The sequence below is a fragment of the Rouxiella aceris genome (assembly GCF_012933545.1).
In the GTDB taxonomy this organism is placed as follows: domain Bacteria; phylum Pseudomonadota; class Gammaproteobacteria; order Enterobacterales; family Enterobacteriaceae; genus Rouxiella; species Rouxiella aceris.
On sequence record NZ_JAADJU010000008.1, the window covers coordinates 284,290 to 298,039 of the forward strand.

14 protein-coding genes are annotated in these 13,750 nt (G+C 56.0%); 11 read left to right on the plus strand and 3 right to left on the minus strand.

Annotated elements, in window-relative coordinates:
- Positions 1-8: 8 nt before the first annotated feature.
- Positions 9-2,087 carry a 4-alpha-glucanotransferase gene (malQ, locus tag GW590_RS16365; protein ID WP_169404125.1) on the plus strand — a complete coding sequence of 693 codons (2,079 nt, stop codon included), beginning with the start codon at positions 9-11 and terminating at the stop codon, positions 2,085-2,087.
- A 200-nt stretch (positions 2,088-2,287) separates the two neighbouring features.
- Here malQ and nfuA read toward each other — a convergent pair whose 3' ends face one another.
- Both nfuA and gntX read right to left on the minus strand, forming a co-directional pair.
- Complete coding sequence (gene nfuA / locus GW590_RS16370; RefSeq protein ID WP_169404126.1) at positions 2,288-2,863, minus strand: Fe-S biogenesis protein NfuA; 576 nt, start codon at positions 2,861-2,863, stop codon at positions 2,288-2,290.
- Between the two features lie 59 nt (positions 2,864-2,922).
- The gene (gene gntX / locus GW590_RS16375; protein WP_169404127.1) at positions 2,923-3,612 is read right to left on the minus strand and encodes a DNA utilization protein GntX; all 690 of its coding nucleotides are present in this window, start codon (positions 3,610-3,612) and stop codon (positions 2,923-2,925) included.
- A gap of 106 nt (positions 3,613-3,718) precedes the next feature.
- Here gntX and bioH point away from each other — a divergent pair, with 106 nt between their 5' ends.
- The 10 genes from bioH to mdcH all read left to right on the plus strand — a co-directional run bounded on the left by bioH (position 3,719) and on the right by mdcH (position 12,754).
- Positions 3,719-4,492: a pimeloyl-ACP methyl ester esterase BioH gene (gene bioH / locus GW590_RS16380; RefSeq protein WP_169404128.1), complete on the plus strand. Its 774-nt coding sequence runs from the start codon at positions 3,719-3,721 to the stop codon at positions 4,490-4,492.
- A gap of 263 nt (positions 4,493-4,755) precedes the next feature.
- A complete protein-coding gene (locus tag GW590_RS16385; RefSeq protein WP_169404129.1) occupies positions 4,756-5,025 on the plus strand; it encodes a YdgH/BhsA/McbA-like domain containing protein in 270 nt (89 codons plus the stop codon).
- 400 nt (positions 5,026-5,425) lie between these two features.
- On the plus strand, positions 5,426-7,087 hold the full coding sequence (gene mdcA, locus GW590_RS16390; RefSeq protein WP_169404130.1) for a malonate decarboxylase subunit alpha: 1,662 nt from the start codon (positions 5,426-5,428) through the stop codon (positions 7,085-7,087).
- Between the two features lie 2 nt (positions 7,088-7,089).
- Positions 7,090-7,947, plus strand: a complete 858-nt coding sequence (locus tag GW590_RS16395; protein ID WP_169404131.1) for a triphosphoribosyl-dephospho-CoA synthase — start codon at positions 7,090-7,092, stop codon at positions 7,945-7,947.
- 25 nt (positions 7,948-7,972) lie between these two features.
- Positions 7,973-8,275, plus strand: a complete 303-nt coding sequence (gene mdcC / locus GW590_RS16400) for a malonate decarboxylase acyl carrier protein (protein WP_169404132.1) — start codon at positions 7,973-7,975, stop codon at positions 8,273-8,275.
- Between the two features lies 1 nt (position 8,276).
- Entirely contained in the window at positions 8,277-9,143 is an 867-nt protein-coding gene (locus GW590_RS16405; RefSeq protein WP_169404199.1) for a biotin-independent malonate decarboxylase subunit beta, read from the plus strand.
- Positions 9,140-9,952: a biotin-independent malonate decarboxylase subunit gamma gene (gene mdcE, locus GW590_RS16410; protein ID WP_169404133.1), complete on the plus strand. Its 813-nt coding sequence runs from the start codon at positions 9,140-9,142 to the stop codon at positions 9,950-9,952. Before GW590_RS16405 ends, mdcE begins: the two co-directional genes overlap by 4 nt.
- 192 nt (positions 9,953-10,144) lie before the next feature.
- Positions 10,145-11,107: an AEC family transporter gene (locus GW590_RS16415; protein WP_169404134.1), complete on the plus strand. Its 963-nt coding sequence runs from the start codon at positions 10,145-10,147 to the stop codon at positions 11,105-11,107.
- Positions 11,108-11,186: 79 nt separating this feature from the next.
- The gene (locus GW590_RS16420; RefSeq protein ID WP_169404135.1) at positions 11,187-11,828 is read left to right on the plus strand and encodes a malonate decarboxylase holo-ACP synthase; all 642 of its coding nucleotides are present in this window, start codon (positions 11,187-11,189) and stop codon (positions 11,826-11,828) included.
- Positions 11,825-12,754 carry a malonate decarboxylase subunit epsilon gene (gene mdcH / locus GW590_RS16425; RefSeq protein ID WP_169404136.1) on the plus strand — a complete coding sequence of 310 codons (930 nt, stop codon included), beginning with the start codon at positions 11,825-11,827 and terminating at the stop codon, positions 12,752-12,754. Before GW590_RS16420 ends, mdcH begins: the two co-directional genes overlap by 4 nt.
- 18 nt (positions 12,755-12,772) lie before the next feature.
- Here mdcH and GW590_RS16430 read toward each other — a convergent pair whose 3' ends face one another.
- Positions 12,773-13,699: a LysR family transcriptional regulator gene (locus tag GW590_RS16430; protein ID WP_169404137.1), complete on the minus strand. Its 927-nt coding sequence runs from the start codon at positions 13,697-13,699 to the stop codon at positions 12,773-12,775.
- Between the last annotated feature and the right edge of the window lie 51 nt (positions 13,700-13,750).

Genomic DNA, 13,750 nt, shown 5'->3' on the forward strand with positions numbered 1-13,750 from the left:
GAGCAGGCATGGACGGCGAGCAACTCGAACAGGCAGCACAGCGGGCAGGTATTCTCGGCAGTTTTATCAATATGGTTGACGAGGTTCAGTTAGTTTCGCCAGAAAGTAAAAAGGCGTTATTGCAGGTGATGGGGCGCGATGGACCCGCGCCCGCAACAACTGCGCTGCCGCCGGTTATTGTTTTTATAACCGGCCAGTCGCTGACGCTAACGCCGCAGGGTGAGGGGACCTTCCAGTGGCAACTGACGCTGGAAAACGGCGATATCACCCTGGGCGGCGGACGCTGGGGTCAACCTTTGACGCTGGGGGACGAGTGCCCGTTGGGCTATCACCAGCTTACTCTGCGCGATGGGCAGCAGCAGTGGGACTGTCGCATCATTGTGGCACCATCGCGCTGTTATGAGCCAGAGATGCTGTTGCAAGGCAAAAAACTGTGGGGTGCTTGTGTGCAGCTCTATACCCTGCGTTCCGAAGATAACTGGGGCGTGGGGGATTTTGGCGATCTCAAACAGATGGTGCAGCAACTGGCGCAGCACGGCGGGGCCTTTGTCGGGCTCAATCCCATCCATGCGCTCTATCCGGCCAATCCTCTTAGCGTTAGTCCTTACAGTCCCTCTTCACGTCGCTGGCTAAATATCACCTATATTGACGTCAATGCCGTAGAGGAGTTTACCGCCAGCGAATCGGCGCAGAGCTGGTGGCAGCTGGCGGCCACCCGTGAGGCGCTGCATCGGGCGCGCAGCGTCGAGTATGTTGACTATCTGCAGGTGATGACGCTCAAAATGACTGCGTTAAAACTGGCCTGGCCGACCTTTTGTGAGGTGCCGGAAGCCAGTCAGCGCAAACGGGATTTCCACAGTTTTGTGTTACTGGGCGGCGAAAGCCTGCGCCAGCAGGCGCTGTTTGATGCGTTGCATGTGCACTTGCATCAGATGGCGCTGGGTCAATGGGGCTGGCCGGTGTGGCCGGCGCCTTATCGTGATCCGCAAAGCCCCGAGGTTATGGAATTCAGTGAGCGTTATCAGGATGAAGTGAATTTTTACCTTTGGCTGCAATGGCTGGCGCACTGTCAGTTTGCCGACTGTTATCAGGCCAGCCGCAAGCTGGGGATGCCGATTGGTCTCTACCGGGATCTGGCGGTGGGCGTGGCCTCAGGCGGAGCCGAAACCTGGTGCGATCCGGGGCTCTATTGTCTGGCGGCGACGGTGGGTGCGCCACCGGATATTCTTGGACCACAGGGGCAAAACTGGGGATTGCCGCCTATCGACCCCCATGTGATGCGGGCACGCGCCTATCAGCCGTTTATTGATTTGTTGCGCGCCAATATGGCCGACTGCGGCGCACTGCGTATCGACCATGTTATGGGGCTGCTGCGTTTATGGTGGATCCCGGAAAACGAACACGCCGGGCAGGGGGCTTATGTCAGTTATCCCCTCGACGATCTGTTGGCGGTGTTGGCGCTGGAAAGTCAGCGGCACCAATGTATGGTGATTGGCGAAGATCTGGGGACAGTACCGAAAGAGATTGTCGCCAGCCTGCGCAGCAGCGGCGTGTACTCGTATAAGGTGCTCTATTTCGAGCACGATAAGCAGCGGGTTTATCGCGCGCCAGCGGATTATGTTACCCAGGCGATGGCCACTGTGACCACTCACGATTTGCCAACGCTGCGCGGCTATTGGCAGGCGGATGATTTGGCGCTGGGAGAAACCCTGGGTATCTATCCTGATGCGACCATTCTGGCTCATTTGCGCCAGGAGCGTGCCAGCACCCGTCAGGCATTGCTCGATGCCCTGCATCGTCATCACTGTGTGCCCAAGAGTGTAGGCACCCATGCCGAATTAATGCCGATGACGCCGGTGCTCAATCGTGGGTTACAACGTTATCTGGCGGACAGTGCCAGCGCACTGTTGGGACTGCAACCGGAGGATTGGCTGGATATGAATACGCCGGTGAATGTGCCGGGTACCAATACTGAATACCCCAACTGGCGACGCAAGCTTAACCGCACTGTGCAGGAGATGTTTGACGATCCGTGGATTAATCGGTTATTGAAAGATCTGGACAGGCGCAGAAAAAAAGCCGGTTAAGGCCTTTGAGTTTGATGACAAAGTCGTCTTGATGATCGAGATACCCGGGCATAGCACACCCCGGGGCGCTCCGGCGGGCAAGCCCGCTACGACCCCAACGGTGCACACTCCCTAATAACGGACTTTGTCAGCAGTCTGAAAGGCCGGTTAAGGCCTTTTTTCTTCTATTCTGCCTCCGTTACCGGGGGCAGAGGGCTGGCTTAGTAGAAAGAGTGCTCGCCGCGTTGGTGTTCGGTTAAATCACGAACGCCTTTCAGTTCCGGGAACATTTGCAGCAGCTCTTTTTCGATGCCTTCTTTCAGGGTGACATCGACCATTGAACAACCGTTACAGCCGCCACCGAATTGCAGAATGGCCAGGCCATCTTCGGTAATTTCCATCAGCGATACGCGACCGCCGTGGCTGGCGAGCTGCGGGTTGATCTGTGCCTGTAACTGATATTCAACGCGTTCCATCAGCGGGGCATCGTCGGCGACCTTGCGCATTTTGGCGTTTGGCGCTTTCAGTGTCAGCTGTGAACCAAGCTGATCGGTAACGAAATCGATCTCTGCGTCTTGCAGATAAGGCGCGCTTAACTCATCGACATAGGCCGAAAGCCGCGGGAACGTTAGTTCGGTATCCGTGGCTTCTACAGCATCAGGGGGACAGTAAGAAACACCGCATTCAGCAGTCGGCGTACCTGGATTAATCACAAATACGCGGATCTGGGTGCCTTCTTCCTGGTTTGCCAGCAGTTTGGCAAAGTGCTCTTGGGCAGCATCGGTAATAATGATCATAGCATGGGCTCAATAGTTGACTACTCCAGTTGGTTATAATACGCCCTTTCGCCGAGCTACTACAAGGTGCGGCAAATACACCAAATCTGTAAAGAAGCAATTTTCTGCTTATTCAGTATGTTACTAACTTCGCTAATTGTGCTGCCGGTGGTAACCACATCATCGAGCAGTGCAATATGTTTACCTGCCAGCGGCTGGATACAGCGAAAAGCCCGGTGTAAATTACGCCGCCGTTCGGCCTCGCTCAATAGCTGCTGGGGTGGCGTGGCGCGCTGACGCAGCAGGGCGTGGGGCCTGTAATGGCCGCCAATCCATTTTGCCAGCGGGCGGGCCAGCAAGTCAGCCTGATTGTAGCCACGCTGCCGGTAACGTTGCCGATGCAGCGGGATACTGAGCACCACCTCAGGTCGCACCACCTCGCCTGCCCGCCAGCGCGCCAGCCAACGCAGCAGCAGCAGTCGCGCCAGCGGGGTGGCAAGTTCGGGTGCTGCGGCGTATTTAAAGCGCAGTAACAGCGAACTGAGCGGCGGCTGATAGGGGCTGGCAAAAATCAGCGATTGCCACGGTGGCGGGTTTAACAGACAGCGACCACAGGGCGTGCGCGGATGTGCACTGGGCAAACCACAGCGCGGGCAACAGGGGGGTAACGGCGACAGCTGTCTGACGCACAGGCTGCATATGCCGTGTCGGGCCAGTTGCAGCGGCTGATGACATAACCAACATCGGCTGGCCAGAGTGAGGGAGAACATCGAGCTGGTTCCTTATTTATCACGCTTACTGGTATTCTGCCTGCTTGCCTGCAACCTGAGGGTTATCTGCGGGCGATTAATTTTCACTAACCACGGACACTACAGTATGAACCGCCTCTATTGGCAGACTTTGGGTGCAGGCTCTCGCGATCTTGTGTTGCTTCACGGATGGGGGCTGAATGCCGAGGTTTGGCGTTACATTGCCGAGCGACTGGTTTCGCATTTTCGCCTGCACCTTGTCGACCTGCCCGGTTATGGCCGCAGTCAGGGCTATCCGGCGCTGTCGCTGGCGCAAATGGCACAGGAAATTTTAGCCCACGCACCAGAAAAGGCGGTGTGGTTAGGCTGGTCGCTGGGCGGTCTGGTGGCCAGTCAGGCGGCGCTCGATGCCCCGCAGCGCGTTACGCAACTGATCACCGTGGCCTCTTCTCCCTGTTTTGCCGCCCAGGAGACCTGGCCGGGGATCCGTCCGGAAGTATTGCAAGGTTTTCAGCAACAACTGAGTGACGATTTTCAGCGCACGGTGGAGCGGTTTTTGGCCTTGCAAACGCTGGGCAGCGAAAGCGCTCGCCAGGATGCCAGGCTGCTGAAATCGATGGTGCTGGATTTGCCAATGCCGCCGGTCGAGGTGCTTAACGGTGGGCTGACCATCCTGGAACAGCAGGATCTGCGGTTACCTATGCAACAGCTGACCCAGCCCTTTTTACGTATTTACGGCGCGCTCGACGGTCTGGTACCGCGCAAAATCGCCCCCTTGCTGGATGCGCAGTGGCCGAATTCCTCCTCGGCCATTGTCGACAAAGCTTCCCATGCGCCGTTTATTTCTCATCCCGATGCCTTTTGCCAGTTACTGACAAATTTTCTTCTCCCTAAGAGATAATGTAACCGGCTCATTTTATGGTGGAAAATACTGTACGACTTCAAATTGTCGAGATTAAATTGCACCAAATGAAGCGGTGGAATGGCTAATTCACAAAAGTGGTCAATACTCAAAGGGAACATCAGAAATCAGATGACAGCTTTTGTCATCCCCTCGGCGTCTCTGGGGAGAGATTGCGGTATTTGAGCAGGACGTTCACTACCGACGCCGGGCTTCTGAAGTTAGCGAGTTTAAAATAAATCATTCCATAAAGAGGTTATGTTATGAACTACGGCAAAATGGTTGTTGCTGCACTGTTAGTTGCGACTTTCTCTACCGGCGCAATGGCAGCCAAAGAAATCAGCAGAGAAGAAGCAAAGAAAATGAATTATCACAGCCTGGGGACGGTTTCTATTTCCAATAAGCAAACCGCGCCAATGGATGCGAAAAAGGCTATTTCCAAATTGGCTGATGAAAAGGGTGGCAAATATTACGTAGTCATTGAAGCCAAAAATGACAACAAGATCAGCGCCACCGCTGAAGTGTTTAAATAACCGAGCGGCTCGGTTTTCTCCAGAGGGTAGGTCGCTACCCTCTTGCCCTGCACCTGCTGTAACCTTTGATTATCCCATCCCCTGTTTTGTTTCTACAAACTGTAGACAACTGATTTACACCTCCAGACTGCTGCCCGATATTTTGTGCGTGATCTCGCCTTTTAATTTATTCATCCTAATGATTTAAAATGATTTTTCATAATCGTTACTCTTAGGCTAACGATGTGCGTTTGTCCTTGATTGATGGCACCGGGCAGGCTTTCTACACTGAACAGGTTATTTAAACAGGTCATTTATGATGCAATCGCCCCTTGTTGGAACCTTTTTCTACGTGTGACGTTGCGCTTTACTCAACGGCGTGCAGAGAAACGTTTGGCAAGTCAAACCCGGAGGTTTAGGCATGCAGCAACATTCACCGACCACGAAAGTCTGGGACACTCATCGTCGCGAAAAACAACGACGCATTGAGAGTGTGCAGGCTGTGGCTCAGGGTAAAGTCTTACCCACCGAACAGATCACCGCGATTTTAGAAACCCTGATTGCGCCAGGCGATCGGGTGGTGATGGAAGGCAATAACCAGAAACAGGCCGATTTTCTGTCACGGATGTTGGCGAAAGCCAATCCTGAAAAGTTACACGATCTGCATATGATTATGCCGAGCGTCAGCCGGGCCGAGCACCTCGACCTGTTTGAGCACGGTATTGCCCGCAAGCTGGATTTTGCTTTCTCAGGCCCGCAGAGCTTGCGTATTGCGCAACTGCTTGAAGACGGCATGATGGAAATCGGCGCGATCCATACCTATATCGAACTTTATTCGCGCCTTTACGTCGACCTGGTGCCGAATATCGCCCTGATTGCCGGTTTTAAAGCTGATCGTAAAGGCAATCTGTATACCGGTGCCAGCACCGAAGATACCCCGGCACTGGTTGAAGCCGCTGCCTTTAAAAACGGCATTGTTATCGCCCAGGTCAATGAGCTGGTGGATGATGAAAACGATCTGCCACGAGTGGATATCCCCGGCTCATGGATCGATTTTGTCGTTGTTGCCGATAAGCCTTTCTTTATTGAACCACTTTTCACCCGCGATCCCCGTCTGATTAAACCCGTGCATGTGCTGATGGGCATGATGGCTATCAAAGGTATTTACGCCAAACACCAGGTGCAGTCCCTTAACCACGGCATCGGTTTTAATACCGCCGCCATTGAACTGTTGCTGCCGACCTACGGCGAGCAACTGGGTCTGAAGGGCAAAATTTGTAAACACTGGACCCTTAATCCGCATCCGACGCTGATCCCGGCTATCGAAAGCGGTTGGGTCGATACCGTTCACTGCTTCGGCGGTGAGCTGGGGATGGAAGAGTATATTGCCGCCCGTCCGGACGTGTTCTTTACCGGCTCTGACGGCTCTATGCGCTCCAACCGCGCCTTCTGTCAACTTGCCGGACAGTACGCCGTCGATATGTTTATCGGTTCAACCCTGCAGGTTGACGGTCTGGCCAACTCTTCAACCGTAACCCGTGGCCGTCTGGCCGGTTTCGGTGGCGCGCCCAATATGGGCCATGACCCGCACGGCCGTCGTCACCCGACCCCGGCCTGGCTGGATATGATTGAAGAGCCGGATCCGATGGCCCGCGGTCGCAAGCTGGTGGTGCAGATGGTGGAAACCTTCCAGGCTGGTGGCAAACCGACTTTTGTGGAAAAACTTGAAGCTATCGATGTCGCCAAAGCATCCGGTATGCCATTGGCACCGGTAATGATTTATGGCGATGACGTGACCCACGTGTTGACCGAAGAGGGCATTGCGCACCTGCATCGTGCTCGTTCTCTGGAAGAACGCCGTGCCATGGTCGCCGCCGTCGCCGGGATCACCGATGTTGGTTTGGGTGTCGATGCCAAACGCATTGCCGAACTGCGCCGTCAGGAGCTGGTGGTATTCCCGGAAGATATGGGTATTCGCCGCACCGACGCCACCCGTTCGCTGCTGGCCGCCAGCAGTGTGGGCGAACTGGTCGACTGGTCCGGAGGTTTGTACAACCCACCGGCTAAATTCCGGAGCTGGTAATTATGCCGCTGACTTTATCGAACACCCGGCAGGCCGATGTTCTGGCCGCGAAACTGGCAGAAAGGGCAACGCAGGCGTTGATCGATGAAGCGCGGCTGAGTCCAAAACCGGGGCTGGTTGATAGCCGAGGATCGGGGGCTCATCAGGATCTTAATCTGGCGCTGATGGAGCGTTCGGCCCACAGCCTGACCGCCACTTTTTATGCTCTGGCACAACATTGCTGGCTGCGCCCGGTGGATATCGCACTGCGCCAGGAAGTCGGACGTCTTGGGCGTCTGGGTGAACGGCAGATGATGACCGCCACCGGCGGGGTAAATACCCACCGTGGCGCGATCTGGGCAATGGGCTTGCTGGTCAGCGCGGTGGCAATGCAACCGGCGCTGAGTCAGGCCGCTGATATTGCCCAGTGTGCCGCCGAGCTGGCGCGACTGCCGGATGCCTTTAGCCCGATAACCTTTAGCAAAGGTTCACATGCAGTACAGCGTTATCGGGTGCCTGGGGCAAAAGAGGAAGCGCAGCGCGGTTTCCCCCACATCATTGAGCGTGGGTTGCCGGAACTGCGTGCCAGCCGCCAACGCGGTGCCAGCGAAAACCAGGCGCAGCTTAATGCGCTGCTGGCGGTAATGACCACCCTGACTGATACCTGCGTGTTGTCACGCGGTGGCATGTCGGCGCTGTTGGCCATGCAGCAAGGGGCCGACGCCGTATTGCAAGCCGGTGGCGTGCAGACCAGCGCCGGTCAGTACCAGCTATATCAACTGGAACAACGCATGCTGGCCGATAACGCGTCACCCGGTGGCGCGGCCGATCTGCTGGCCGCCACGCTGTTTCTCGACGGCGTCACCCGAGCCAATAGTTAACATCATGATTTGATGAAGAGGTGTTATGGAACGTTTTGAATTTACCTATCCGGCACAGGACAGCCTGCCGGGACACGCCCAGGCTGGCGTGGTCGGTTCCGGGGATCTCGAAGCCCTGTATGAACCAAAAGCGGGCACTATGCTGACCATTCGCGTAGCGACCTCTGTCGATGGCAGCCACGGATTGTGGCAGCGTTTCTTTGACCATCTGGCGGGTGTTCGCCAACTGCCCGCCGGTCAACTGGATATCAACGATTTCGGAGCCACGCCCGGCGTAGCCCGTCTGCGTATCGAACAAGTTTTTGAGGAGGCGTCTGATGTCTATTGATATGACTCCCGGAGCTCAGGTTGCGGATCAAAGCTTTATTGAACTGACCGCACGTCAGCGTGCGCGCAAATTGTTGGATCAAGGCAGCTTTCGTGAACTGCTCGACCCTTTCCAGCGCGTATCTTCCCCATGGCTGGCACCGCAGGGCATTGTCCCGCAGGCCGATGACGGCATGGTGGTGGCGAAAGGCACCATCGCCGGTCAACCAGCGGTGATCGTTGCAATTGAAGGCGCATTCCAGGGCGGCAGCATGGGTGAAGTGTCCGGTGCCAAAATGGCGGCGGCGCTGGAGCTGGCGGCAGAAGACAACCGCAACGGCATACCGACGCAAGCGGTGTTACTGCTGGAAACCGGCGGCGTTCGTCTGCAGGAAGCCAATCTGGGACTGGCGGCGATTGCCGATATTCATGCGGCGATTGTCGATTTACGTCGCTATACCCCGGTGATTGGCGTTGTGGCCGGCACCGTCGGCTGCTTTGGTGGCATGTCGATTGCCGCTGCCTTGTGCACCAGGTTAATTGTTACCCGCGAAGCGCGTCTGGGGCTGAATGGCCCGCAGGTTATTGAACAGGAAGCGGGGATTGCCGAATACGACTCCCGCGATCGTCCGTTTATCTGGAGCATTACCGGCGGTGAAGTGCGTTATGCCAGCGGTTTTGTCGATGCACTGGTCAGCGACTCCCTGCTGGAAGTGAAAAACAGCATGCTGTCGTTTATTAAGCAAGGGGTTCCGGCGCAGCATCGTTCTGATAACTATGCCTTTTACCTGCCGAAGCTGGCCGGTTTCGACACCAGCAAGCAGGCCAGTCGTGAGGTTACGCAGGCGCTGTTTACCCGTTCCGCTGCCAACCTGGAGGACCCACAATGAGCACATCAGACAACAGTTTCAGCCGCGGCGACTATTGGTTTCGTCAGTTGACCGCCGGCGCTACGCCGGTTAGCGGACTCTGCCCATCGGTGCTGGCTGCCGACGGTCGTTTGCAACAACACGACGTACGCTATATCGCCGTAGTGCCGGATGCCGATAACCGCTATCCGCGTGCGGCCCGTGGCGAAGTCGGACTGCTTGAAGGCTGGACGCTGGCCAAAGTGGTTAATCGGGTGATTGACCAGGATGCGGGCAAAAGTCGCAAACGGGCGATTGTGGCGATTATTGATGTTCCCAGCCAGGCCTATGGCCGTCGTGAAGAGGCCTTTGGTATTCATCAGGCATTGGCCGGAGCTGCCGGTGCCTATGCCAAAGCGCGTCTGGCCGGTCACCCGATTGTCGGTTTGATTGTGGGCAAAGCGATGTCCGGTGCCTTTTTGGCCCACGGTTATCAGGCCAACAAGCTGATCGCTTTTAACGACAGCGGCGTGATGATCCATGCCATGGGCAAAGAGTCGGCGGCGCGCATCACCCTGCGTTCAGTCGAATCGCTGGAAAAGCTGGCGGCAACCATTCCGCCAATGGCCTACGACATTGAAAACTACGCCACCCTGGGGCTGTTATCGCAGCTGATGGACATTGCCAACCCGGAAAACGCCAGTGCGGAAGATATCGCACGCGTCCAAGCCGCGGTGGCGACTGCCATCAATGAGATCGCCACCCAGGGCGTCTACCTCGGTAACCGTCTCGGTGCCGATAACCGCGCCAGTTCACGCAAGGTTCGGGAACTTATGCGTCAACAGTGGTAATGCACAGCTTTCCTGTTGTTTGACCGGTACGCACCTGCAACAGCATGCCGCTTCGACCAGGCAGGTGTTCGGCTCACGTATTTTGTGGGCCGGGCACGGGTTTTGCCTAAAACATGACTGGATATATAAAAAAAACATCGCAACCGGTGGACCGGGGAATTACTTATTTATTCTGACCTCAGGTACCACGTTATGACATATGTAATATTGCACGCACTTGCACCGATTTTCGTCATTATGATCCTCGGCTATTTTGCCGGTAAAGCGAAGATGGTTGATAACCAGAATGTCTCTTTGCTAAACGTCTTAGTGATGGACTTTGCGTTACCCGCCGCGCTGTTTACCGCGACGGTGCAGACCCCCTGGGCGGGGATTATCGGCCAAAGCCCGTTGATTCTGGTACTGACGCTGGCCATGTGGATCACCTATGCTGCCATCTATTTGATATGCACCAAGGTGTTTAAAAAATCGGCGCAGGACGCGGCGGTGCTGACGCTAACCGTCGCATTGCCGAACTATGCTGCGCTGGGTCTGCCGATCCTTGGCAGTGTGGTCGGTGAAAGTGCCGGCACGTCATTGTCGGTGGCGGTTTCCATCGCCTGCGGTTCAGTATTGATGACGCCGTTTTGTCTGCTGATCCTCGAAAGAGAAAAAGCGCGCCTTAGCGGTGAAACTCGTGGTTCGGTATTGACCATGTTGCCAATATTGATGTGGCGTTCAGTGAAAAAACCCATCGTCTGGGGACCCTTGCTGGGGGTGATACTGTCCGCTGTCGGTATTAAAATGCCGGATATGGTGCTGGCCTCCATCAAGCCTTTGGGCCTGGCGGCGACGGCATCGGCGCTGTTTTTGACCGGCGTGATCCTGTCAGCGCGCAAACTGAAAATTAACGGACCGGTATTGGTCTCTTGTGTTGCCAAGAATCTGATCCAACCCTTTATCGCCTGGGGTCTGGTGATGGCCTTTGGTATCAGCGGCCCGGTTGCGGTGACGGCAATTCTGATGATTGCGCTGTCTGCCGGCTTCTTCGGTATTGTGTTTGGTAACCGGTTTGGCGTTCAGTCTCCGGATGCCGAAGCGGCATTACTGATTAGCTCGGTGTTATGTATTGTTACCTTGCCGCTGTTTATTTCCTTAACGGCAAGTATTCACTAATCTCTGGGGGTGCAGCGGCCTGGATTGGGTTCGCTGCACTACCCAAAATGTGGAATTGCCTGCAATGTAAGGAGTCTTTATGAGTTTGCCCCGCCCCCATGATTTGGTCTGGTGCTCGCAGCGGCCGCTTGCCGGTCAAGGCGATGTGTTGCCCGACTGGGTGAGCCTCGGTTGGCAAACGCATTTACCGCTGGTGGTGCGTCGCGATCGCCAGCAGGCACATCGTCTGGCGGTGGGTATTCGTGGTATCAGCCGTAGCCAACGCGCGGCCGCCTGGCTCGACCCGGCGCATATTGTCCGGGTGGTCACACCGCAATCGCTGGTGGCGGACGTTAACCTGCTGCTAAGTTCGGCGTTTGTTTCGCAGCCGCCGGTACAGGCGCTGATCGCTCTGGTGGGTATGGCGTTGCCCTGGTCGTGGGGCGTGACCGGCAGCTGTGGCTATGCGCTGGCGACGGATATCCCGGTGATGCATGCCAGCAGCGATCTCGATCTGATGATCCGCTGCGATACCCCTTGTCAGGCAGAGATGTTTGCCGATTTTCACCGCGCCCTGGCGTATCTTCCCTGCCGTACCGATGTGCAAATCAACTCCCCGCAGGGCGGTTTCGCTTTGAGCGAATGGCTGCGCGGCGGCGATGTCATGTTAAAAACCGACTTTGGACCCTGCCTGGTGCGTAACCCCTGGCAGCCCAACAGCGAGGACGACGGAGCGCAATGAAAATCATCTTTACCTTTCCGGGACAGGGGCCTCAGGTGGTCGGCATGCTGCATCAATTGCCTGACACTTCCTTGACGCGAGATTTTATCCAGCGTGCCAGTCGGGCATTAAGCGAAGATGTGTTACTGCTTGATAGTGCCGAGGCGCTGCGTGCTACGCGGGCAGTACAACTGTGTTTACTGATTTGCGGCGTGATATGGGCCGAGCATCTGCGTGGCGACGGGGTAATGCCGGATTTTGTCAGCGGTTTATCCATTGGCGCCTTTCCTGCGGCGGTGATCGCCGGAGCGCTGGATTTTGAACAGGCGGTACAGTTGGTGGCACTGCGCGGTGAGCTTATGCAGCACGCCTATCCGCAGGGCTTTGGCCTGTCGGCGATTATCGGTCTACGCCAGCAACAGCTGGAAATTCTGCTGCAACAGGTTAATTCGCCGCAGATGCCGGTGTTTTTGGCTAATATCAATGCCGAAGATCAAATGGTGATTGCCGGTAGTAATGAGGCGATGCAACAGGTGCGTGAACGGGCGGCGGCGATGGGGGCGCATAAAACGCATTTGCTGGCAGTCAGCGTACCTTCCCATTGCGCTCTGCTGGATAAACCGGCAGCAGAATTGGCCGCCGCCTTTAGCCGGGTCACCTTACAGCGTCCGACCTGCGGCTATCTCAGTGGCAGCAGTGCGCGGGTCTACTGGCAGCCGCAGCAAATTGCCGACGATCTGGCATTTAATATGGCGCGACGGGTGAACTGGCATGATGCCATGGTGGCGGCTTACCAGCGCGAAGTGCGTCTGGCTATCGAAATGCCGCCGGGCGCGGTATTGACTGGCCTGACCAAGCGGGTGATGGCCGAAGGCGACGCCCTGTCCCTGAGCCAGTCCAGCATTGAGGTAGCGCAAACCCTGTCCCGACGTCTGGCCAGACGCTGACCGGTGTGAGCAAGGCCATTAACGGCTTTGCGGCAGATGGCCGAGGGCGAACATTCGACTCTCGGCCGCCAGCGCCAGCAGATTGGGATCGTGTCCGCGGCTGCGGGCAAACACCAGGGAAATGGTTTGCCGCATTTGGTAAGGTTCAGCCAGCGGGATCATCTTCACGGTATTGGCATACACTCCCTTCATACGCCCGGGGATCAAGGTATAGCCTACGCCGGCCTGAACCAGGCTGAGCATAGAGAAGATATCGTTCACCCGAGTGACAATATCAGGTTCAAAACCGGCCACCTGAAAAGCCTCCTGAAAACCGTGATAAGTGGCAAACCCTTCCGCCAGCGAGATGAATTTTTTCTGACGGAAATCGCGCAGATCAGCGGTGCCTTCGGTGCTCAGCTCGCTATTGGCGGGAGCTGCCAGGTAGATATCATCCTGAAACAGCGGCAGTTGATCATAATAGTGATCGTCAATTTCCGAGTCGCTGGTGGAAATCAGAATGGCATCGAGTTGCTGGTTGCCGAGACGGTCGATCAACACTTGATTGGAGCCCATCACCAGCTCCAGCTCCAGTTCGGGGCGGCGCAGCTTTAGCCCCATAATCAAACGGGGAATGGTTTCCAGCGTCAGCGAATACAGGGTGCCCAGTTTCAGGCGTTTTTCGCCAAAGCCTGCGGTGCGCTGGGTGGCCTGTACCCCCAACTCCATCTGTTCAATCACCTGGCTGGCATGCTCGAGCAGTGTTTGCGCGGCGGGCAAGGGCAGCAGGTTGCGTCCTTTATGAATAAACAGCGGACAGCGCAATCCCTCTTCAAGGGAGTGTAATGCGCGATGGACGCTGACGCTGCTTAATCCCAAATGTTCTGCGGTACGGCTAATATTCAGTTTTTCCATATAGGCGAGAAAAACTTCAAGCTTGCGGAAGGTGATTTCACTGTCGATCATTCAAGGCTCCAGGCGGTTTGCTTGCCCGGGGGATGATATACCTTTGATCTG